General features: G+C 54.0%; 19 protein-coding genes. 4 read left to right on the forward strand and 15 right to left on the reverse strand.

Features of this window, described 5'->3' with window-relative positions:
- Positions 1 to 19: 19 nt before the first annotated feature.
- The 3 genes from HY913_21310 to HY913_21320 all read right to left on the reverse strand — a co-directional run bounded on the left by HY913_21310 (position 20) and on the right by HY913_21320 (position 1,688).
- A complete protein-coding gene (locus HY913_21310; GenBank protein ID MBI4965830.1) occupies positions 20 to 661 on the reverse strand; it encodes a GTPase domain-containing protein in 642 nt (213 codons plus the stop codon).
- A gap of 77 nt (positions 662 to 738) precedes the next feature.
- Complete coding sequence (locus tag HY913_21315; GenBank protein MBI4965831.1) at positions 739 to 1,155, reverse strand: roadblock/LC7 domain-containing protein; 417 nt, start codon at positions 1,153 to 1,155, stop codon at positions 739 to 741.
- 194 nt (positions 1,156 to 1,349) lie between these two features.
- Positions 1,350 to 1,688: a DUF4388 domain-containing protein gene (locus tag HY913_21320; GenBank protein MBI4965832.1), complete on the reverse strand. Its 339-nt coding sequence runs from the start codon at positions 1,686 to 1,688 to the stop codon at positions 1,350 to 1,352.
- A 421-nt stretch (positions 1,689 to 2,109) separates the two neighbouring features.
- Here HY913_21320 and HY913_21325 point away from each other — a divergent pair, with 421 nt between their 5' ends.
- The 4 genes from HY913_21325 (at position 2,110) to HY913_21340 (ending at position 7,719) form a co-directional block, all read left to right on the forward strand.
- On the forward strand, positions 2,110 to 2,301 hold the full coding sequence (locus HY913_21325) for a hypothetical protein (GenBank protein ID MBI4965833.1): 192 nt from the start codon (positions 2,110 to 2,112) through the stop codon (positions 2,299 to 2,301).
- 307 nt (positions 2,302 to 2,608) lie between these two features.
- Positions 2,609 to 3,466: a 3-hydroxybutyryl-CoA dehydrogenase gene (locus HY913_21330; GenBank protein ID MBI4965834.1), complete on the forward strand. Its 858-nt coding sequence runs from the start codon at positions 2,609 to 2,611 to the stop codon at positions 3,464 to 3,466.
- 45 nt (positions 3,467 to 3,511) lie between these two features.
- Positions 3,512 to 4,306 carry a hypothetical protein gene (locus HY913_21335; protein ID MBI4965835.1) on the forward strand — a complete coding sequence of 265 codons (795 nt, stop codon included), beginning with the start codon at positions 3,512 to 3,514 and terminating at the stop codon, positions 4,304 to 4,306.
- Positions 4,307 to 5,103: 797 nt separating this feature from the next.
- A complete protein-coding gene (locus HY913_21340) occupies positions 5,104 to 7,719 on the forward strand; it encodes a DNA translocase FtsK (GenBank protein MBI4965836.1) in 2,616 nt (871 codons plus the stop codon).
- Positions 7,720 to 7,914: 195 nt separating this feature from the next.
- Here HY913_21340 and HY913_21345 read toward each other — a convergent pair whose 3' ends face one another.
- The 12 genes from HY913_21345 to HY913_21400 all read right to left on the reverse strand — a co-directional run bounded on the left by HY913_21345 (position 7,915) and on the right by HY913_21400 (position 21,713).
- A complete protein-coding gene (locus tag HY913_21345) occupies positions 7,915 to 8,688 on the reverse strand; it encodes a histone deacetylase family protein (protein MBI4965837.1) in 774 nt (257 codons plus the stop codon).
- Between the two features lie 38 nt (positions 8,689 to 8,726).
- Positions 8,727 to 9,437, reverse strand: coding sequence for a dethiobiotin synthase (bioD, locus tag HY913_21350; protein MBI4965838.1), 711 nt, complete (start codon positions 9,435 to 9,437; stop codon positions 8,727 to 8,729).
- A 178-nt stretch (positions 9,438 to 9,615) separates the two neighbouring features.
- Positions 9,616 to 11,037: an adenosylmethionine--8-amino-7-oxononanoate transaminase gene (bioA, locus tag HY913_21355; GenBank protein MBI4965839.1), complete on the reverse strand. Its 1,422-nt coding sequence runs from the start codon at positions 11,035 to 11,037 to the stop codon at positions 9,616 to 9,618.
- Between the two features lie 48 nt (positions 11,038 to 11,085).
- The gene (locus HY913_21360; protein MBI4965840.1) at positions 11,086 to 12,138 is read right to left on the reverse strand and encodes a flippase-like domain-containing protein; all 1,053 of its coding nucleotides are present in this window, start codon (positions 12,136 to 12,138) and stop codon (positions 11,086 to 11,088) included.
- Positions 12,135 to 13,076: an SDR family oxidoreductase gene (locus tag HY913_21365; protein ID MBI4965841.1), complete on the reverse strand. Its 942-nt coding sequence runs from the start codon at positions 13,074 to 13,076 to the stop codon at positions 12,135 to 12,137. The genes HY913_21360 and HY913_21365 overlap by 4 nt, the downstream gene beginning before the upstream one ends.
- Positions 13,077 to 13,406: 330 nt before the next feature.
- On the reverse strand, positions 13,407 to 14,138 hold the full coding sequence (locus HY913_21370) for a class I SAM-dependent methyltransferase (GenBank protein MBI4965842.1): 732 nt from the start codon (positions 14,136 to 14,138) through the stop codon (positions 13,407 to 13,409).
- Between the two features lie 316 nt (positions 14,139 to 14,454).
- Entirely contained in the window at positions 14,455 to 14,895 is a 441-nt protein-coding gene (locus HY913_21375; GenBank protein ID MBI4965843.1) for a hypothetical protein, read from the reverse strand.
- 547 nt (positions 14,896 to 15,442) lie between these two features.
- The gene (locus tag HY913_21380) at positions 15,443 to 16,054 is read right to left on the reverse strand and encodes an NUDIX hydrolase (GenBank protein ID MBI4965844.1); all 612 of its coding nucleotides are present in this window, start codon (positions 16,052 to 16,054) and stop codon (positions 15,443 to 15,445) included.
- 14 nt (positions 16,055 to 16,068) lie between these two features.
- On the reverse strand, positions 16,069 to 16,797 hold the full coding sequence (locus HY913_21385) for an epoxyqueuosine reductase (protein MBI4965845.1): 729 nt from the start codon (positions 16,795 to 16,797) through the stop codon (positions 16,069 to 16,071).
- 300 nt (positions 16,798 to 17,097) lie between these two features.
- A complete protein-coding gene (locus tag HY913_21390) occupies positions 17,098 to 19,053 on the reverse strand; it encodes an FAD-dependent oxidoreductase (protein MBI4965846.1) in 1,956 nt (651 codons plus the stop codon).
- A gap of 27 nt (positions 19,054 to 19,080) precedes the next feature.
- Positions 19,081 to 19,593: a 4Fe-4S binding protein gene (locus HY913_21395; GenBank protein MBI4965847.1), complete on the reverse strand. Its 513-nt coding sequence runs from the start codon at positions 19,591 to 19,593 to the stop codon at positions 19,081 to 19,083.
- A 26-nt stretch (positions 19,594 to 19,619) separates the two neighbouring features.
- Positions 19,620 to 21,713, reverse strand: coding sequence for a molybdopterin-dependent oxidoreductase (locus HY913_21400; protein ID MBI4965848.1), 2,094 nt, complete (start codon positions 21,711 to 21,713; stop codon positions 19,620 to 19,622).
- Between the last annotated feature and the right edge of the window lie 14 nt (positions 21,714 to 21,727).

The following is a 21,727-nucleotide window of genomic DNA, read 5'->3' on the forward strand; positions in this document are numbered from 1 at the left end:
TTTTCTCCCAACGTCGCAATCATGTCCCGGATCCTGAAAGACCCATTCCTCTGTCCTTCAGCAGTCGCGTACTAACGTCCACTACGGTCATCATGCAGATTTTCTTAAATGTTTCTCGCACACCGTCACCCTTCAGCGCGCTTGCGGGAAACGCCGGGTAGTTGGACAGTGGGTTCAGGTCCTCGTTGAGTTCGTTCAGAGGCAGGACCGCCACTTTGGTCCCTTCAAGGTCCCTTTTGTTGTACTGCAACACAACCGGCAGAACTGACGTCGATTTCCCTTGCTCCCGAAGGTTGTCTTCGAGGTTTGCGAAACTCTCCAAGTTGTTGTTCTTCCGCGCTTCGAGAGAATCAGCGACAAAAACTATCCCGTCCACGCCTTTTAGCACCAACTTTCGAGTGTCGTTATATCGCACCTGACCAGGAACGGTGTACAGAGAGATCTTGATTCGGAACTTGCCGATAGTACCCAGGTCCATGGGAAGAAAGTCAAAGAATAAAGTACGGTCACCTGCTGTGTCGATTGACAAAAGCTCGCCCCTCACCTGATGCCCCAGAGCCTTGTGAATGGTTATGAGGTTGGTCGTTTTGCCGCCTCTCCCAGGCCCATAGTAGACTATCTTGCAGTGAATCTCGTCAGATCTGAAACTTATAATGGCCATCCAAACAATCCATAAAACCGGCTATATATCCAAACTACAACTCAGGTTGACAGAGTAAGCGCCGCCGCGTCCACCCATCAGGTGTTAAACCACTGCCGAAGATTTTCGGCAAACATAGCCTCTATTTGTTCCAACCCCTTACGCACCTCTAACCGTACGAGGCCCAGATGGGTGTTATTATTGAAGATCGTTATCATCAGATATTCGTCGCCCACGTTGGAAAAGTGGATGTTCTCCTCCTTCCCTTTGTGGAATAGAAGAGTGAACTCTTGTTCACCGAAAAGGCGTGCAATTGCCGTGGTGGCTCCGTAGTTGGCGGCAGTCAAGGCGGCCAGAGAGGCTACTTTCTCCTGATCCATAGACCCCTGAAAGCTGATGAGTTGCCCGGCCTTGTCGATCAAAAGCACCGTATGAGCGCCACTCCTGGTTATCAGATTCGCCAGGATAGCGTCGATGCGATCAAGGGACTGCTTTGTTAAGACAAGATCTGCCATGTGTTTCGGTCAACCGGCCTTCCTGGAGATTGCGGTAGCAGAAATCTGCGGCAACTCCGATAACAGAAATGAGGCTCTCGCCGGCTACTCCCCTTTCCCTTGGGCCTTTGACTCAAGTCGCTCATGCACGCGGCTTGTCAGTATCACGAGTCATGCCAGCCATCATAAAAACAGCCCGAGATCCAAAGCTGCTCCTAGCTAATCAGGGTGTCAAGGCGACGCATACTCTCCATCAACAAAAAGTCCCAGCTTTCCTGAATGGTCTCTTTTCGCCACGCTACATCGTCGCACTCGAAGGTACCCAATTCCCATGACAGGATATCGTAGAAGGCCTCTTCCCCTTCCAACTGAGACCCTTGGGCGTGAACAATCTCACCTTCACGGAAGCATATAAGTCCCTTCTTGGGCCCGCTCCTCACATGCATCCTACAGCTGTTTCGGCCTATGCAGAGCAACTGAATCATATCATGAAGGCTCGTGTTCGTAATTGTGCCGCTGAAGCCTTGGATCTTCAACTGTTTATTGCTGTCCATGGTGGAAGCCTGGCTCCTGGACCGGAAGTATCGCCGCCTGCGGGCCTAATGTCTCAAAAGGACTGTTTTAGGCCCTCCTGCTGCGCCTTTGTGACTGCCGTGGAACGGCCACATCAAGCTAAGGCAAGATTCTTCCTGGTTCTTTGAGTAGAATCACCGTAATCCTCAGATTTTTATGCGCATAATATAGCAGGGTTATAAAATGAATACAATAAATTCCGAATAGTCCGACTCGTGGAGCACGCGATAGGAGGCTCGCGAATGAAGTGACGAGATGAGAGTTAACACCGGTGGGCAATCAAACAGGTAATTTTAGCATTGGCCGGCTTGGAGCTTTGGCCATTATGGGCGAGGCTCCCGAAGAGCTTTGTGTTATTATGTTATTCTTCGATTCAATTCTCCGCTAGATTTTGGAGACGCTATGGCCGGAAACAAATTCCTCAACCCTTACTTAAAGATGGTGCTGTGCTTGCTTGGAATGGCCCTGATGGGGTACTTTCTCTATCCTGCCGTGCAGGCCGGCGAATTCAGCGACCACATGACCATCGTCCGCGCTCTGGTTTTCCTGGGCTTCAGCTATTTGCTCATGCAGAGCGTAAGAGAAGCGCTTTAGCGTCGGCATGCGCTCATGCAAAGAAATCATGTGATGAAACACCTGCACGCGGAGACGTGTGTGCGGATTGCCCCGCACGTTCGCATTCCTCAGTCAATTATGCTAATAGTCGAAAATCAATCTCTTCCTTCAGAATCGCGCTGATTAAACAGACCAAGGATTTTGAGGCCGGGGCTCGTTCCTCTGGCAGGCGATGTGCCGGCTTTTCCGACAACGGCTGACCTGCAGCCGAACGAGTCGTGGTACGACATGCGGGCAATTCTTTTAACCTTCCGCCTGGAAGGGCCAATGTTAAGGGAGGAATCAAATGGACGTGAAGGTGTTCGGTGTGGTGGGCGCGGGTCAAATGGGAAACGGAATCGCTCATGTAGCGGCGGTCGCGGGTTTAACCGTGATAATGAACGACGTGAGCCAAGATTTCGTGGACAAAGGGCTGCGAACGATCGAAAAAAACCTGGACCGCGCCGTGTCCAAACAGAAAATGAGCGAGGATGATAAGGCTCAAATCCTCCGTAGGATTAAAGGCAGCACCGATCTAGCGGATTTCAAAGGTGCCGATTTCGTGGTGGAGGCCATAATCGAGGATTTGGATCTGAAGAAAAAGATCTTCCGCACTCTGGACGACGTGGTCAAGCCCGGCGTGGTCCTTGCCAGCAACACTTCTTCCATCTCCATCACGAAACTGGCTTCGGCAACCAGGCGCCCGGAGAAGTTCATCGGGATGCACTTTATGAACCCGGTTCCGGTCATGAAGCTCGTCGAAGTGATCAACGGCCTGGCGACTGACGACGAGACCACCAAACTGACCGTGGATTTGGCCAAGAAGTTCGGGAAAACCCCTGTGGAGGCTCAGGACTTTCCGGGGTTCATATCCAATCGCGTTCTCATGCCCATGATCAACGAGGCGGTTTTTGCTCTGTTCGAAGGCGTGGGCACACCCGAAGCCATTGACGAAGTAATGAAGCTCGGCATGAACCATCCTATGGGACCTCTGACCCTGGCTGATTTCATCGGATTGGACACCTGCCTCGCCGTATTGAACGTCCTTTATGAAGGATTTGGCGACCCGAAATACCGCCCGTGTCCGCTGTTAAGAAAGTACGTGGACGCGGGGTATCTTGGCAAAAAGAGCGGCCGAGGATTTTATGACTATTCCGGCGATTAGCCGTAAGTATAGGCGGTGGCACGCTCCATCGGCGGGGATGGTGGAATGAATCTCTGCCGCCCCGACCGCGGCAAGTCCTGTGCGGCCTGCTGCGGTCTTTACAACGTGGCGGACGGTACCAAGGCTTCCCTCACAAAGAAGCTCGGCGCGCGTACTACTCTTTTTGCCGCTACGGAAAGATCGGCCGAAGCTCTGATCAAATATGAGGAAAGCGTCAGATTGCTGGAAAAAGAAGCGCCCCTGGACCTGGGAATCCACGTCTGCGAGTTCACGGGCTTCCTGGACGAGGGATGGTTGACCGTGGGCTGTCTGCTGCACCCCCTTTCTCCGGGTAACGGAGGAGTGGATTTCAGAGGTCTGTGCTACTACGGCAGCGTAGCCTGTAAGTCATTCTTTTGCCCGGCATGGGAGGCTCTTGACCACCATCACCGGACGATATTGGCCGCGGTGATTGATGACTGGCACACCTACGGGTTGGTCGCGACTGATGTGAACTTTGTCAGAGCCGTTTTCGGTCTCCTGGAAAGAGCCCTGGGCTTTGCGTTGGACCCGGAGGTCCTGCTTTCGTCTCCTGCGGGAGAAATCTTCAAAGAAATCCTTTCCTGGAAGAATGATTGGCCGTTTAGAGGTTCCTCCAAGGTCAGGCGAAGCCGGTACTATTTTCAGGAGGCTGATGTAAACGGTGCCACCGGCAACGGCTCCTGGGTTGGGACGATCCTGGAAAGCCTGCGGTTCACATTCGACAGCCGGGACGAAATGGACGGGGCTGAAGCATACGTTGCTCAACGGGTCGCGGAGTTCGTCAAATCTTATCATGATACCGCGCAAAACAAGACATAATATTAAATACTTATATATCTATATTAAATTGATCATTGAAGAATTTGTCCTGATGATGTGGAAAATTCTTGACGCTGATGGGTCGTTCCTGTATTGTTACGTCACCGATCTGTCGGAAAATAGTGTTTTGAGGAAATGACGGGACTCCGAGCAGGAGCGCCCGAGGAGAGTTTTGGTTTGCGGCTGTCCTCACTCATTACTGGATCTGTGTGTTTGATGGTGGTGGCCCTGGTTGCCCTGCCGCAGCCCAGCTTTGCGTACATGCCCCCACCCGATCCATGTGAGCTTGTGCCGTTAACCTATGGTCCCCCCCCGGGGCCGACTTGCGCGGGGCCACCCCCTCCTCCGTTCTGCGGACCCTGCCCCCCGATGAAATGCTACCCCAAGAAAATCGTCGGTCCACCGCCGTGCCCGGTCACGATATGTTGGGGGCTATGCCCGACTCCGGCGGATTACAGGCTCGCTCCTCCGCCGCCCTGTCCGCCACCGCCATGCGCTCCGCCGCCTTGCCCCCCAAATATGTGCACTGCCCCCGGCTGTCTGCCTCGATAACGACTTCCAGCCAGCCAATCTTGCCGGTATTGCAGTCCTATCCCGAGCCAACCTCACCAGCCATAACTACTTTCCATTAAAATCAACTTACTATTGAAAAAACATCATGTGTTGTGTTATTATAACCTCGAAAGCAACTGTTTTTTAATATTTTTGGTCTGTGCTCTGTCCTCAGGACGAAGCGCAGCCCTTTCCCGTAAAGGCCATTTCGGTTTATGGAAGGAAAACCGCTGAGAAAACAGCCTGTGACGAAGAAGATTCCGCGGTCCCTTGGTATGCCCCTAGTCTCGCGCAGGAGCGAGTATCGCGCGATCGTCTTTTTTGCCTTGGCACTGTTCTTACTGCTTTGTTTGGTTTCTTACGATCCTCGGGACCCGTCGCTCAACGTTTCCACCACGCGCAATCACATATCAAACCTGTGCGGTCTAATAGGTTCGCATGTTGCTGACGCGTTGGTGCAGGTTTTCGGCCTGACCGCCCTGCTGATTCCCGTCGGGCTCGCGGTTCTGGGTTTAAGGGCTTTTGTTCCCCCTCGCGCGCCTTCTCGCTGGATTGAAATTTGCTCGGTGTTCCTGTTGCTCGCCGGAATATCCACCCTGCTGGAGCGCTTCTCACCGGGTCCTTTTCTCAAGTTTCCAGTGCTCCACGCGGGCGGCGCTATTGGGACTTTCCTTCATCAATCGTTCTTGAGGCTTGTCGGGAGCGCGGGTGAGGTAGTGTTGAGCCTCACATTGGCTCTGCTGTGCATTCTACAGCTCTCTAAAGCTTCTTTACGGGGAAGCATCCCAATCATCGCGGCGACATCCAAGATCGTAGGCGGTTACTTCCTGGTGCTTTGGGGAAGGCTCAAGGCCGTTACGGCCGAGCCCCCGTACTATCCCGAAGACGAATACGTCAGTGCCGATCCGCCGGCCGTCAGAGAAGATCCCTTGCCTAAAAAGGTGTTGCCCGAGGTGAGTCAGCCCGACACCGCAGGAATCGAATTCGATACCACCCACATCGGGATCCCCTCCTGGGAACGGATGTCGTGCTTGCCGCGGGAGGGAGCGAGAGCGCTCATATCGAATCCCGATAATGGCACCAACGGGACCAAGGCTAAGCCTGTACCGACGGAGGCCGTGGTTCCGAATCCTGTGCCTTGGAAAGCATTGGAGACGGGCAGTGAATCCGCGCGCAACGGACGCGGTGCGGTGAGCCACCGGGAGTTGGAAGCGGCAATAGACGAATACATAAAGGAAGAGTTGCTGTCCAAGGGCCGCGACCAAGGACGCGCTGCAAAACTGTGCGCAAAGCCCGAGGGAGGCGAGGCCGATTCAAACGGCAGGCCTATCAGAGTTACCAGGCGAGCTGATGAGCAGATAGCTCGGGCGAACACCCGCAAGAACGACCCCTCGACAGATGACAATTTCAAGCTGCCGTCCCCGGACCTTCTTGATCCCCCTCCGAGTTCGACCCGGTCCGTAGATGAAAAGCTACTTGAACAAAACGCGGCCACACTGGAACAGAAGCTGCTGGACCTGGGAATCAAGGGAGAGGTTGTGGAGATTCACCCGGGTCCGGTCATTACTATGTATGAACTGACCCTGGCGGCCGGCATTCCTTTGCGAAAAGTGCTCAACACCGCAGACGACCTGGCCATGGCATTGAAATGCGGTTCTACGCGCGTAGTGGCCCCTATTCCGGGAAAAGACACGGTGGGCATAGAAGTGCCCAACCTTAATCGTGAGATAGTGTATTTCAGGGAAATTATCGAATCCCCCGCGTTCATGGAGTCCACAGCGCCTCTGAAGGTAGCTGTGGGCAAGGGTATAGACGGAGAACCCTTCGCGACCAGCCTGACCCGCATGCCTCACTTGCTCATAGCGGGCGCTACCGGAACGGGCAAGTCCGTGGGGCTGAATGTCCTCATCTGCTCCTGGCTGATGACCTGTCATCCGGATGAAGTCAAATTCCTCATGGTGGACCCAAAAAAGCTGGAGCTGTCCTACTATCAGGACATTCCACATCTGATCCATCCTGTGGTGACGGAGGCGGAAAAGGTCCCTCGCGTATTGGGTTGGGCAATACGGGAAATGGAGAGGAGATACGATCTCCTGAGCCTTGCCGGGGCTAAAAATATCGAAGGGTATAATGAAAAAGTACGTCTGAACGAAATAAAGGTTGATCCCGAAGGTCCGCCTGCGGAAAAGCTGCCCTACATAGTGATCATTGTGGATGAACTTGCGGAATTGATGATGGTTGCGGCCAAAGATATCGAGATATCCATCGCGCGCCTCGCCCAGATGGCAAGGGCCTCGGGCATTCATCTGATACTTGCAACGCAAAGGCCTTCAGTGGACGTCATCACCGGGGTGATCAAGGCCAATTTCCCAGCGCGCTTGTCGTTTCAGGTGTCGGCCAAACCTGACTCCCGCACGATTCTGGACACCACCGGTGCGGAAAACCTCCTTGGCATGGGGGACATGCTATTCCTGCCGCCGGGAACCGCCAAAATGAGGCGTTTGCACGGAGCATACGTTTCCGAGCGAGAGATCAAGAGCATCGTGGATTTCATAAAAGCGCAGCGAGCACCCGTCTACTTGCAAGAGATCTCCAAGCAACTCGCCGAAGACGAGTCAAAGATGGCCGCCGGCGACTTGATAGATGACGTAAAGTACGATGAGGCTGTCGAGCTTGTGAGTCGTTTGGGCCACGCGTCCATCTCTCTGATTCAGCGCCATATGCGCATCGGATACAATCGGGCCGCGCGCATAATCGAGGCCATGGAGGCCGAAGGCCTTATCGGACCGTCCGACGGTACCAGCCGTCCCCGCGAAGTAATGGCCCGCTCCCTGGCACACATCCCCGACACCCCCGGCTAATCAGAGGTGAGGAGACCTTGGGGGAAACTTTTTTGCTGGAGTTTCCTCCGCTCCCTCTTCAAGAAACATCCGTCTTGCCCGCTGGTTGGCTTCCGCCGACAGCGGAGGCCAACCAACGGACATGATATTGAAGTTTTTGGAGAGGGGTGCGGGGAGCCCCTTTTTACAAAAAGGGGCTCCCCGCAATTCTTTCTCCTACGAAGCCGGGTCCATGCCTTTACAAAGTGCGAGCGCATTCTCTCCTAGAACTTCGGTGTTGTATCCGCCTTCGAGCACCGCGTAGTACCTTCCTTCACAGCGGGTCTCCGCGTACTTACAGACCGCTCTTCCGATAGTGAAATAGTCTTCGGTAGTAAGGGTACCGCCCCAATCCTGGACATGGCGATCGAACCCGGCGCTGATGGCGATAATGTCGTATTCGTTGGCGCTCAGCGCGAGATCGACATTTTGGAGGAATCTTCCTCGGTCGTTGTCCTGGATATTCGCCACAGTAACCTGGGGCCTTCCTGTGAAGAAATTGTTTGTCCCGTCACCGAAATGGAGATCTATGTCCAAAACCAGAGCGCTGAAGATCGCTTTTCGGCGCAGCAAGCCTTCGATGGAAACGGCCACGTTGTTGAAAAAGCAGAAGCCCCAGTAACTTGCGGGACTCGCGTGATGTCCGGGCGGACGCACAGCCGCGAAAGCAGGCTGGCCCTTCAATGCTAAATTGGCGGCCAGAATAGCCCCACCAGCGGCCGTTATCGCTGCCTGATAAAGACCCGGATCTGCTTGAATCTCCTTCAGCACCGATCGCGTGTGCACTCGCAAAACATCTTCTTCCGACGCGGGCTCAGGCTTCATCACAGGATAGTGTTTTCTCAGGACGGCCATTATGGCAGACACCCGCTCGGGAGTCTCGCAAGAAGCTGTGGGATAATCGGTCAAGTAGACATCGTCATAAATGACTTGAAGAGGCTTTGCAGTCATGGTGAATCTCCCCCGTCCAAATTGGCAAAAACGTCAATTCATTCCTGTTGTCCCAAGCATTTTGCCACAAAAGCGGAAGGCCAGATCCGAGCCATTGTGTTCGCTATCTCTTCCGGGCTTCTTCGTATTCCCTCTTCAAGATGCGGCAGCACTGCCACTGGTACGTCCTTCACAATTCCGGCCAGATCTCCCGCGGTAAATTCTTCCTCGGGTCCGGGAATGGGTTCAGTTGTGGAAAGCACTATCCCGGCGGTTTCTATTCCCCTTCGTTGGAGAGCCTCCAGGCTCAGCAAGGTGTGATTCAAGGTCCCAAGCCTTGTTCTCCCGACCAGCAGAGTGGGGTACCCGAGCCTTTCGATGAGATCGATCATCATCAGCTTCCCTTGGATCGGAACCATGAGGCCGCCCGCGCCCTCCACAATAGTTAGATCCGCATCCTCGGCGATGGTCCTGATGTGTTCCTCCAGATCCGACAGGTTAAGCCTGCGACCTTCCATCGCGGCGGCTCTTGCAGGTGAAGCCGGTACGGACAAACGGACAGGAGCACACTGATCCAGGGTCAAGGCTCCTTGTGCCGCCAGTTGCAGAAAAACGCCGTCTTCCGGGTAGAGCTTCCCTTCTCGGACCGGGCATCCTGTTTCGATGGGTTTCACGGCAACGCAGCGAATCCCGCGATCCCGGGCCAATCTGACCAGACCCGCGGCCACCATTGTCTTGCCGACACCTGTATCGGTGCCGGTTATAAACATTCCTCTTTTCTTACAACTCATGCCATTTAGCTTTCACACAGGCAGGTATGGCGGTCGGGGCCGCTGTCCCAAGAGGGTCGCCTTAAAGAGTGAGCCCTGGGTTTTTATTGTGGGTCAAGCTTTCCTGCCTTCGCCAAGCCTCAAGTCTCCACAGAGCCACGATTGGAAGCAAGGAGGCTTACTCACTTCCGCATATCTCCTTGATGGACTTTGCTGTGGCAGCCACAAGCTCTCGAATTTGGCCGTCGGTAATTGAAAGAGGCGGCATAAGGACCACGACGTCGCCAAGGGGCCGCAGAATCACGCCGTATTTTCTCACATTCTGTGTAACGCGAGCGCCCATTCTCAATTCAGGAGGATAAGGACTTCGCGTGGCAGGGTCTTCGACAAGCTCAATCCCGACCATAAAACCGTATTGCCTTATTTCGCCCACATGCGGAAGAGGCTCTATCTGTTCCTTAAGGACTTGGGCCAACAAGGCGATCTTGGATGGGGCTTTTCCGAGCACTTCTTCCTGTTCGAAGACATCGAGGCACGCACAGGCCGCGGCACACGCAAGCGCATTGCCCGTATAACTGTGCCCGTGGAAAAATGTCTTATACTCGGTGTGTTGCCCGAGGAAGGCCCGGTGGATTTCATCAGTGACCAGAGTTGCGGCCAGCGGGAGATAGCCTCCGGACAGGCCTTTTGCCAGAGCCATCATATCGGGCCGTACGTCCTCGTGCTCACAGGCAAACATCTTGCCTGTCCTGCCGAAGCCTGTGGCCACCTCATCGCAAATGAGAAGGATGTGGTGTTCCCGGCAGATCTCTTCCAAACCTTTCAGGAATCCTTTCGGGTGAACGATCATGCCGGCAGCGCCTTGAACCAGAGGCTCTACGACCAGCGCGGCGATTTCATCGACCCGGTTTGTGGCCAGCGCTCGAAAGTGGTCCAGGGATCGGTCGCGGCACTGTTCGGGGGTCAATTCGGGTGAGCGATACGGAAACGGAGTTGGAATGGTCAGCGTCTGGAATAGCAAAGGGTGAAAAATCGAGTGGAACAGATCAATTCCGCCCAAGCTGACGGAGCCGATGGTGTCTCCGTGATATGCCTCTGACAGTGTTACAAAGAGCCGCTTCTTCTCATGTCCGAGGTTTTTCCAGTACTGGAATGCAATCTTGAGCGCGACCTCAACCGCGGTGGAACCTGAATCCGAATAGAAAACACGGTTGAGACCTTCCGGTGTAACCTGCACCAGCTTTTGCGCAAGCTCTATCGACGGAACAGCGGCCAGACCGAGAAGGGTGGAGTGTGCGACCTTTCCGAGTTGGACAATGACCGCGTCATCTATCTGTGCCTTGCGGTGGCCGTGAACGTTGACCCACAGGGACGAGACACCGTCCAGGTATCTCCGCCCTTTCGTGTCGATAAGATAGTTCCCGTCGGCTCTCTCGATCACCAGCGAGTCGGATTGCAGCCATTCCTCCATCTGGGTAAATGGATGCCAGATGTATTTTTTGTCGAGTTCAGACCAATTCGTCAAAGTCGCTTCCTCTTGCCTCTTCCAGGAGACGCATATGCGGGGTGAACCTTTGTACAAAAGGGGGTCTGCCCGCATCCCCCTTCAGTAAACTCTGTCTTTTGTTCACCAGGCAACGGCGCAATTCTAGGGTTCGGCAAGTCGGGTCTGAGCGCGTGGATCGGTTTCCTCCCGCGTGCTTCCGGAGAATGCTGAGGAATCGAACCGAAAGTTGCTGGTCCAGTAAGAACTTAGTCCCAACAGCAGGCACATGACCACGCTGAAAAGGTGGTACACAGTGGCAAAAGACACCGCAGAGATTGCTTGAATGCCGAACAAGGTGAGAGCGTAACGCCCCGCGGCATGAAACGTCCCGATAAATCCCGGGGCAGAAGGAAGGGCCACGCCGAAACAGATGAAGACCTGTATGGTGACGGCCACCAGGAACGGGGCCTCGATGGAAAACGCGAGAAGAACGAGATATGTCATGGTCGAGAACAGGACCCAAATGGTCAAGCTTAACAAGAAGATGATCACAGCTTGTTTGAAGCTGGCCATAATCCCGAAGCCGTCAAGCAGTTTCTGAAAAATTGTTCCCAGAAATGCCGCAGCCTTCGGAGGGAGCCAGGAGAGAAGATACGTCACCGCAGCCTGGACCTTTTCCCTCCGCGCCAGAACCAGCAAGACCGCCGCGTACCCGATGGCCAGAAACACGAGCATGATTTCCCCAATCGATGTGTAGATCGGAGGTACTTGGGGCGTTGTCCAGAGAATAATTGCCAACAACAAAAGAAGGCTTGAAAGATCGAAAAACCTCTCCACGATCACTCCGCCGAGGGCACTGGAAAAGGAGCCGCCACTTTGACGAACCAAATACGGCCGGACCAACTCGCCCAACCGGGCGGGCATTATCATACTCGCCGCCGCCCAGAGGTTGAGAATGTCCCACAAGTCTTTGATGCTCAGGCGGCAAAACGGACGTAAGATCAACCCAAACCGGGACGCCCGAATAAACTGGATAAGAAGCATCAGGAACGCGCACGGCAAGAAATAAATGAGCTTCACCTGCCGTACCCCGTCCAGCAGGTCTTTCCACGATATATCTTTAAAGGTGATATACAGAAAAACCAGCCCCAACAATGTGCCAAATACGATCAGCAAATTGCGCTTGAGGCTGCTGTTGGTTTTGCTCTCATTCATAAGGACGATCCCAGTTCTCTCCTGAAATAAGCAATCGTTTTTTCGAGGCCCTGTTCAAGCGGCACCGTGGGTTCCCATCCCAAGGCCTTCCTGGCCAGGGAGATATCCGGTTTGCGTCGTGTGGGATCGTCTTTGGGCAACGGCTTATACACTATTGTGGAACCTGTGCCCGGAATCATGCGCATGATCGTTCGCGCCAAGTCTTCGACAGTAACCTCATGGGGATTTCCCAGATTGATCGGGCCGGGCTCGGAACTGTCCATAAGGCGAATTAGTCCGTCCACCAGGTCCGAAATGAAGCAGAATGAGCGGGTCTGAGAGCCATCCCCATAAACGGTGATTTCCTCACCACGGAGGACCTGACAAATGAAGTTGCTTACTACCCTCCCGTCGTTGGGCAGCATCCGCGGTCCATAAGTATTGAAGATACGGGCAATAGTCACGTTCACATGGTTGTAATCGCGGTAACCCACCATGAGGGTCTCTGCGGCCCGTTTCCCTTCATCATAACAGGCTCGCGGTCCGACCGGGTTCACGTGTCCGTAATAGGTCTCGGGCTGAGGGTGGACATCAGGGTCCCCATAGACCTCGGACGTGGAGGCCAGCAAGATCCTGCCTCTGGTTCGCTTGGCCAACCCGAGCATATTAAGGGTTCCGAGCACCGAGGTCTTGAGCGTCTTAATGGGATTGTTCTGGTAGTGCACAGGGGAAGCCGGACACGCGAGGTGATATACGACGTCGGCTTCCAGAAGAATGGGAACCACTACATCGTGGCGGATCAGCTCAAAACTGGGATTGTCCATGAACGGCAGGATGTTCTGCTTGCTTCCAGTAAAGAAGTTGTCCAGGCACAGCACTGTGAGATCTTGGGCAAGCAGGGTTTCAACGAGATGACTGCCGATAAACCCTGCCCCACCTGTCACTATTGCGGTTTTCATCAGGGTTCTCCAGGACGTCGATTGCCAATCCGCGGCGGCTTGAATAAATCAGGTCCGCTTAGAAGGCAAATTAATAAGGCAAAACGTCACATTATCGGAAAGCACTATCTGTGTCAATCGCGGGTGTCAGAACCGTGTAACCCCTCAGTTACGCGGGGAAAGCCATGGGCGTCAGGTCAGAAACAATGGTAGGACCGGCAAGATGCCGGCGCTACTGGTTTTCTGGGCTCGTTGGCGGGCTGCTGTCCCCATCCGTAACTGAGGGTTTACAGAAACGCCGAAAGGGTCAAAAACCTAGGGATGGATTCGGGACTTTGAGACGAAGAAGGCTTAGGAAGATGATTGCCCCCATCGGGGCTTCTGTCCGAGGACCAGGTATTGTTTAACGAGAAAAGAGCTTAGCCTGTTTAACAGGACCTTATTCAGCAGCTTCAGCATGTTTGATCCGCGTGCACGATGGCCCCACTCGAGCACTTGCAGGCCATTCTCCGTGAAAAGAGCTTGTATGGACGCTAGAGTGAAGAATCTCAGGTGGCCCCGGTCCAAAATGCCCGCGTCCGAATATTCCCATTTCCCCCGCAAGACCAGGTCCCTGACGGCTTTGTAGTATCTTATGTTCGGGATGCTGGCGATGACGTAACCCCCCGGCGCCAAGACGCGCAAATGGCGGCGTAGAACCGCCCATGGATCGCGAAAATGCTCCAGGACATCAGGATAAAGAATGCAATCCAGGGATTGGTCTTTTATCTCGTGGAGATCCATCTCCTCCGCGTCTCCGACAATGATATTGGAATAGAATTCACGCGCGGAGGATGCGTAGTAGGGATCCAACTCAACGCCGATGAGCCTTTCGAACCCCATTGACCGCAACAATCTGCCTGTGCCTCCTGCTGCGCAACCTATTTCGAGAATCGACCTTACTCCTTCAGGTATCATGGCCACCACGTCGTGGCGCACGCCGGTGTAATAATCAACCGACCTGCGGTCTCCGAACCCGGCAGAAGGCAAGCAAGGCCCGGCTGTCGGTTCCCCGGCAAGATCGGAGAGTGGTGCTCGGGTCAAAGGACTTTGCCTATTGGTCGATGCAGGCACGGATACTGATCCTCGTCGCTTTTGCCGGACGTAATTCCACAAGATTTCAAGCGCGTCAAGGATTTTTTGCAGTAATAACTTGATTAATTGGGCTTACTTGATTTCCAAGCGTCTGCAAAAAGACCGAAAACTACTTTAGGTCCAAATTCTTGGTTTTTGCCTGTCCAGGGAAATTAATGGAAGCTTGGCCGCGAAGAATGCTCGAGGGTTTGAAAGGGGGCGGGGGGCCGATCAATTACGCAGAGGCCCCCCTAAATTTAGGAAATTAGGACAATCCATGCGGCCGTTAACGGCACATGGGAATCGCTTCCACCAAATAATTTTGGGGCAGCATAACCGGGCGGCAAACCGGCTTGTACACCACGTTGTACGTGCGTACGGTTTGCGGTTCATAATACTCGTAAGGGACCTTTTGCTGGACCACCTGGCAAAACGGCTGCGGGCAACATTTGATGCAAGGGTCCAAGCCACAGGGTTGTCCGACAGGCATTCCCTTCAGCATGACATTTTGCATCCGGTATCCGATCCGTTTTACCGGAACCACGCGGGTGCACGGAACGACCTCGGCCACCATCTCAGTCTTCATGCACGGGATCATTTTGGTGACCATAGTTCGCTGCGGGCCACAGGCACCTTGAGGCGGGTAGGGTGTCATGCTTTGTGCAGAGCCGACGACTCCTACGAGAAAAACCATCACTATCACAATCGAAACCATAACCCTTTCCATGGCAGACCTCACTCGACGTTGCTTATAATGTCGAATCATATAGTTAACAGGTTTGATTATAGCATAAGGTTAGCTATATTTCAATATCTAGATGGCAAATAATAGTAACATCCTGAAAAGACCGGTATATCTATCAGGTATGCTGGCTCCAGACAAACGAAAAGCCCGACGACAGGACATTTGAAGCCGCCAGGCTTCTCAGGTACGCATAATGCGGTATGGTGATAAGTTGTGCCGCCTCTCTTACCACATTAAAAACCAATGGCAAGAAAAAAATTGCAGGACCGCGCAAGCTTTCATACGAGGTCGCGGTCAAACACTGAAGGATCAGGTAGATCCCGCACGGACTGGAGCGACCTCAGGTCCGTGGCACCCGAAGGCCGATGCTGGTAGGCTGTTGGGTGCCACTGACATGGGAACCAGGTCAGTGCTGATTTTGGATCAAACAATCTTCACCGTTTGAAGGCGAATCCGTATGACAGGACGACTAGGCGAGCGGGAAAAACCTGTTGATCAAGAGGATTAAAAGAGAAGGGTCACTGGAAGTTTAGCGAGGGGGTCCTTTCTCACGCGCGGCTTCCTCGCGGTCCAGGAACATATACAGAGCGGCAATCATGACCGAGCAGGTAATTCGCCCCGATCTGATGTACTCTCTTATACTGTCCACCGGTACGAGGAGGGTCTCGATTTCTTCCGTCTCGTCGGGGTTGAGGGTGCCGGTCGGCCTGGCGTCTTTGGCAAGATAAACATAGAAACGATTCGAGAACAGGGCGGGCATTGGGTGCATCCAACCCAGAAGTTCGAGCCTTTCAGCCTGATATCCTGTTTCCTCTTCAAGCTCCTCGCGGCCGGATTGCTCAAGGGTCTTATCCGCCTTAGCGAGTCCGCCGGGCGGCTCAAGGGATAGCTCGCCCGTTCCGTGCCTGTATTGCCGGACCATTATCACCTCGTTGTCAGGGGTGAGAGCGATCACGGCCACCCAGTCGGGAGACTTGAGCACCTGAAATTCGTGTATGCCTCCGGTCCTGGGAGACCTACTCCGATTAATCGCAACTGAGAAGAGCCCATATTTTCTGTCTTCGTAGCTATCGATCAGTTGCCAGGCCAGGTCCCTATTTTCCGGGCCCGTAGCCAAATTGGCTTCCTCCACTTCACGCATGCCTGATTTCACTTTTATTCACTCGCACCCTTTGTGGATTTTTTCCCCCGCTTTTTGCGGCCCCACGGGCAGACCTTTATGCAGACCCCGCAAATCGGGCTTTCGATGAAGGGAAGAGAGCCCGCGTTCTCAGTGACTCTGGTGACGCATCGCTCGAAATACAAAGCCTCGTTTCTGTCCGCGTAATGCCTGACTGTGTTGACGTTCTTAATAGCTTGCGCGGGGCACGCTTCGGTGCAATGCGAGCATTTGCCGCATCGGTTCTTGAGGGGTGGGTCCGGGATCAAAGGTAAATCCGTGAGCACCGTGGCAAGCCTTAGCCGTGGTCCGCACTGCGGATTGACCACCAGCAGGCTCTTCCCTTGCCATCCCAGCCCTGCCGCGATTGCAACCGCCTTGTGCGAAATGTACGAACGCCACTCCGTCTTGTCCAGCAATTGAGAAGCTGGAATCGGCAAAGCTTTCCCGCCCGCTTCGTGAATATACTGTGATGCCCGAATAGCGATGTCGTCCAGCAAAGCGTTAACTTTGAGGTAATGCTGTTGGTACAAAGGTGTAGGCCGGTCCACAATCGGATCGATCACGCCGTCCGCCAGCCTGACCCCTATGCTGATCGCCCGGCTGTACCCTTCAAGAAGATCCGCTGGTTCTGTGTCTATTCCTTTTAGCAACTCAAGATCAGCCACACCCACAAGGTCAGCCCCGCATTTACGGGCAAATTTCTTTATTTTTTCGCTGGTCAATATGGCCTCCTGTAGAAACGCATTTTCGGAACGGGTGGATCGAGCGAGACTATCAAACGCCGGGGGGTCTTTAACGGCCGCCCTGGTGACAGCGGACAACTCTTCTTTTCAGGTATAACTGTTGGAGGCAGCGCAGTCAAATTACGGGGTCAGACTCCTTTGGAGCCTTGTGCTCTTTGGTAGGGAGGCAGGGCGTTCAGCGATTCTCGGAAATCATTACCGATTTTGTGTTCATGAATTTTGGCGAACGGGCAAGATCCGCTCAGTCAGGACTGAGCATGAGGTCCATTTTACCGGACCTCAGTAAACCTGCACCTCGGATTCGTCCACCCGGGTATAGTCCGGCTCTGCACCCGCGATTCTTGACGCGGCGGATATGCGCTTGCACTGCGGGCAAAGCTTTCGCTCAAAAGATTCTTCCGGAGCGTCGACCAGTTTTGCCACGTGCTTCACGAAAATTTTGGGCACGTAGTACACGCCGCAGCCCTCACATTTCTCCATTTTAATTCTGTTAATAACGGTCCCGGACATCAGAATCAGCCGCTCATCGCCCTGATCCTTCATCTCAAGGGCCCCGGTGGGACAAATGTTGGCACAGGAGCCGCATCCGATACATTTGGGCAATCCGTGCACATAGTCTTTAAGGATCAGAGAGCTTTCTCCCGCGTGGTGAAACCTGATTGCCGAAACCCCCAGCCGGTCGCGGCAGACCTCCACACATTTTCCGCATCTCTCGCAAATGTCGCACCGCATGCATCTCTTGGCTTCTTGTCTGGCGGCGATCTCGTCCAGCCCCAGCTCTACCTGGTCGAAAGAATGCATCCTTCTGTCCAGGTCTATCAGGGGTATTTCCTGGCGTTGAATGAATGACTTCTCGTGGTAATTCATCTCAGCGGGTCTGACCATCTCCCTTGGTCTCGGGAGGGCTTTGGCATCGAAGCGCTGATCCCTCAGGTATGCGTGAATAGCCCTGGCGGCCCTTTTGCCCGCGCCGATAGCCTGAACCACGGTCGCGGGCCCGGTGACCGCGTCGCCACCCGCGAAGACATCCGGAATGCTCGTCTGCTGATTGTCGCCCCGAACTTTTATGGTCTCTTTTCTGGTCAGATCTAAATCCCCAAGACCCGGATATTGTCTTGTGGCAGGCCTTTGGCCAATGGCGGATATGACGGCTCCGACAGGCATCTTGTAAGAGGAGTCCGCAACGGGAACAGGGCGGCGGCGGCCGGTATCGTCCGGTTCACCCAACGTGGCCATGACGCACTCAAGAGAATCGATCTTTCCATAACTACCGACAATCTTGGAAGGAATAGTCAATTGATGGACATGGATCCCCTCTTCGGCCATCTGGATAATTTCCTCGAAATGCGCGGGCATTTCGGAACGTGTACGGCGGTAGACAATGCTCACAGACTGGGAACCGAGGCGCACGCAGGTCCGCGCGGTGTCAATGGCCGCGTTCCCGCCACCCACGATGGCCACGCTATTGGCCGGCTTCACCCTGTATCCGAAGGACACGTCTTTGAGGAAATTCAGAGCGCCCACTACCTGGGGGAAGTCATCCTCTCCTTCAATGCCGAGCTTGAAGCTCTCCCAAGCGCCGATTCCGAGAAAGAAGGCCTTGTAATCATCCTTTCGCAGGTGGTCGAGGGTAAGATCCTGGCCCACCGGGGTGTTAACAACGATCTCAACACCCATTTCCTTGATTGCCTCGATTTCTCTTCGCACCACATGCCGTGGAAGACGAAATTCCGGAATGCCTGCTATCATAAGCCCACCGGCTTCGGGCATGGCCTCGAAGACAGTTACTCGGTAGCCCTCCCACGCCAGAAAATAGGCAGCTGTAAGCCCCGCGGGGCCCGAACCGATGACAGCTATTTTTTCCTTGTACGTGGCCTTGGGTTCAGGGATTTTGTAGCCCCTGCCTTTGTCCATGACCATTTTGGCGGCCAATCCCTTAAGGTCTTTGATACAGAGCGGCTTGTCCAAGTACCGCCGTTGACACCATGCCTCGCACGGATTCGGACAAATCAACCCGCATACCCAAGGAAAGGGGTTGTCCTGCCTTATGATCTCGATCGCTTCTTCGTACCGACCAAGGCCTATCAGAGCAACATATGAGGGAATATCTATCCCTGCCGGGCAGTTTAATTGGCACGGCGCGGACGATTCGCGTTTAAGACCGTCCTCCTCGTCGTACACGATGCGGCTTTTGTCCGCTCCCGGACCTGGAGGAAACATAGGATTGCTTGACATGGATTACTCCCGCGGCGCCTTTGGCCATTACGGAAAGGGTATTTCTTCAGTTATGGCCTTTGCAAACCGCTCTCGCCTCACCTGCGAGGACTTGGCCGGCGATATCCACTTCAGGGCATCGGTGGTGCATCCCGTGACACACGCGGGTTCGAGCCCTTGATCGACCCTGTCTTTACAGTAATCACATTTGATTGCTTTGCCCGTGTCTTTGTCCCACTGAGGCGCGCCCCACGGACAAGCGGTGATACATGCCTTACACCCAATGCACAAAGACGGGTCAACAAAGACTATACCGTCCTTGGACCTTTTCTGCATGGCCCCGGTCGGACAGGCGGAGACGCACCAGGGATTCTCGCAATGAAAACAGGGCATGAAAATGAAGTTGATCCGAGGCACGTCGCCCCTCACTGTGGGCCCTACATTGATTATTTTGCCGAAGCTGGGTCCGACGCGAACGTCGTTTTCGGTTTTACAGTGCAGCTCACAAGCGCGGCACCCGATGCACCTCTTCTGATCTTGGTATATATAGTACTCGCTCATGTAGTGAACTCCTTACGCTGGCGATCTTAAGAAGCTTTTTTGACTCGGACGAAGCAGTCGGTTATCGGGCAATTCCCACCTACGGCCACCGTAAGCAGGCCTCCCATCAGTGTATTGTCCCTCATCCCTCTCTTGTAAGCTCTGGTCTGTTGAGGAATCTCCCTGCCGAATCCATGGAGCGTGTAAACCGCGTCGGGATGAATGAAATCGGTCACTGACGCCTTTACGGTTTGGACGCAACCATTGGACGAGACCTCCACGGTGTCCCCTGTCTTGATGCCGAGCTTTTTGGCCTCATTGGTGTTGATCCATAGAGTGTTTTCGGGCTGCAACTCGTTCAGGTACAGGTTGTTCAAAGTAGTTCCCTGGGTGTGAATGGCGATTTTACCTGTCAGCAGCCTGTAATGCCCTTTGGGCGGCGATTTCGGGCTTTCGTAAGGAGGGAATGACGGGAGTCCGCTGTCTTGGAGCATGCTGGACACGAACTCGATCTTTCCCGAAGGTGTCTTGAACTTCAGGCCATCTGAACGGTCCCACAGGATTTGATCCTTTGCCAGCTCTATGTACCCTTTGGCATCAAAGTCGGACAGCTGAAACCCGATATCTTTCAACTGCCACTCGATCAGCTCTTCGGCGCTATTGTAAGGAAAATACTCTCCTATTCCGAGCCGTTCGGCCAATTGCTTGAAAATCCACCACTTGGGCTTGGAATCATATTGAGGCTCGACCGCTTGTCTTCTCAACCAGAGGGCCGGTTTCGGACCGCCTTTTGCTATGGCCGGATCGGTGCGTTCCAGATAGGTGGCCTCAGGCAGTATGACGTCGGAAATCCAGCCGGTGTGGCTATAGTTCACGTCAACGGTTACCAGCAAGTCCAGTTTCATCAGGCCCTTTTTGAAAGCCTCCGGGTCGGGAAACGCGGACAGAGGATCGAAGCGGTAGTTTATGAAGGCCTTCACAGGGTAAGGGTCTTCCTTGAGGATTGCATACGGCAGCATCTGGGCCAGGCCGTAGTCGGGTGAAAGATGTTTGTACTTCCATCCCACACCGTCGAACCTCTTTTTGTTGACTTTCGGCACACCGTCAACAAGTTTCCTCAACGGCTTGCGCCCGGTATGGGTTTCATTCTTGTTGAAGAGCAGTCCTCCCTTTGCTTCGTACCCTCCCAACAGTGCGTACAGCATGTAGATGGACCGCCTGAAATAGTAGTCATTCTCGGTCCAGGCCGTCATCCAGCCCTGATAGAGTATGACCGCGGGTTTGGCTTCGGCCAGTTCGTGCGCGATGGTGACAATCTGTTTCGCGGGAATACCGGTCTCTTTCTCCGCCCACTCGGGTGTGTAAGGCTCTACGAAGGCCACCAGCTCTTTCATGCCCGTGACCCATCGTTCGACGAACGCGGCATCGTAGAGTTTCTCTTTGACGATCACGTTTATCAAGGCCAGGTTCAGAGCGTAGTCCGTCCCGGGCTTGAGCATCAGGAACCTGTCTGCCTTGGCCGCGGTATAGTTCCATCGCACGTCTATATGAGTGAATTTCATGCCGCGCTCCAGCGCGTCTATGAAATCCTTGGCCTCTTTGGTTCCTATGGACTCGAGGATGTTCCTGCCGTAAAGGATGCAATAGTCACAGTTCTTCCAGTCGTAAGCCACGGTGTTGCGGCGGTGGCCTGTCATGGCGTTGTGAGCATTATGTACGCTGTTGGAACAGGCGCCGTGGTGATTGAAATAGTTCGGTGACCCGAGGGCTTTTATGAAGGCCTTCTGCATGTCGGTAAACGGCCCGCCCCTATCGCCGAGCACTACGCTCTCTCCGCCGTGCTTGCTTATGATTTTCTTCAGATTGCTCGCGATATAATCCAGCGCCTCATCCCATGAGGCCTTTTTCCACTTTCCTGACCCTCTTTCGCCGTCCCGTATCATGGGATGCTGCAAGCGCTCGGTATCATTCTGAAAGACCTTGCCCGCGGCTCCCCTGGGGCAGAGATAGTGGCCCCCAAGCAGATGCGGGTTCCCCCAGATGTGCCTCACCGCACCGTTTTCCACTTCCACTTCAATCGGGCAGCGGACAGTGCACATGGAACAAACCGAGTACACTGATTTTTTCGTACCTTCCGGCATGGTCGTTCTCCCTT

It is taken from the genome of Desulfomonile tiedjei, assembly GCA_016212925.1.
Taxonomy (GTDB): domain Bacteria; phylum Desulfobacterota; class Desulfomonilia; order Desulfomonilales; family Desulfomonilaceae; genus JACRDF01.

Bases quoted from the DNA above. Each gene is read 5' to 3' on its own strand.
- HY913_21365 (MBI4965841.1), bottom strand. From the start codon at position 13,076: ATGAAAACCGCAATAGTGACAGGTGGGGCAGGGTTTATCGGCAGTCAT.
- bioA (MBI4965839.1), bottom strand. From the start codon at position 11,037: ATGCGGGCAGACCCCCTTTTGTACAAAGGTTCACCCCGCATATGCGTC.
- HY913_21330 (MBI4965834.1), top strand. From the start codon at position 2,609: ATGGACGTGAAGGTGTTCGGTGTGGTGGGCGCGGGTCAAATGGGAAAC.
- HY913_21335 (MBI4965835.1), top strand. From the start codon at position 3,512: ATGAATCTCTGCCGCCCCGACCGCGGCAAGTCCTGTGCGGCCTGCTGC.
- HY913_21380 (MBI4965844.1), bottom strand. From the start codon at position 16,054: ATGCGTGAAGTGGAGGAAGCCAATTTGGCTACGGGCCCGGAAAATAGG.
- HY913_21400 (MBI4965848.1), bottom strand. From the start codon at position 21,713: ATGCCGGAAGGTACGAAAAAATCAGTGTACTCGGTTTGTTCCATGTGC.
- HY913_21320 (MBI4965832.1), bottom strand. From the start codon at position 1,688: ATGGACAGCAATAAACAGTTGAAGATCCAAGGCTTCAGCGGCACAATT.
- HY913_21390 (MBI4965846.1), bottom strand. From the start codon at position 19,053: ATGTCAAGCAATCCTATGTTTCCTCCAGGTCCGGGAGCGGACAAAAGC.
- bioD (MBI4965838.1), bottom strand. From the start codon at position 9,437: ATGTTTATAACCGGCACCGATACAGGTGTCGGCAAGACAATGGTGGCC.
- HY913_21395 (MBI4965847.1), bottom strand. From the start codon at position 19,593: ATGAGCGAGTACTATATATACCAAGATCAGAAGAGGTGCATCGGGTGC.
- HY913_21345 (MBI4965837.1), bottom strand. From the start codon at position 8,688: ATGACTGCAAAGCCTCTTCAAGTCATTTATGACGATGTCTACTTGACC.
- HY913_21375 (MBI4965843.1), bottom strand. From the start codon at position 14,895: ATGGAAAGGGTTATGGTTTCGATTGTGATAGTGATGGTTTTTCTCGTA.
- HY913_21310 (MBI4965830.1), bottom strand. From the start codon at position 661: ATGGCCATTATAAGTTTCAGATCTGACGAGATTCACTGCAAGATAGTC.
- HY913_21360 (MBI4965840.1), bottom strand. From the start codon at position 12,138: ATGAATGAGAGCAAAACCAACAGCAGCCTCAAGCGCAATTTGCTGATC.
- HY913_21325 (MBI4965833.1), top strand. From the start codon at position 2,110: ATGGCCGGAAACAAATTCCTCAACCCTTACTTAAAGATGGTGCTGTGC.
- HY913_21315 (MBI4965831.1), bottom strand. From the start codon at position 1,155: ATGGCAGATCTTGTCTTAACAAAGCAGTCCCTTGATCGCATCGACGCT.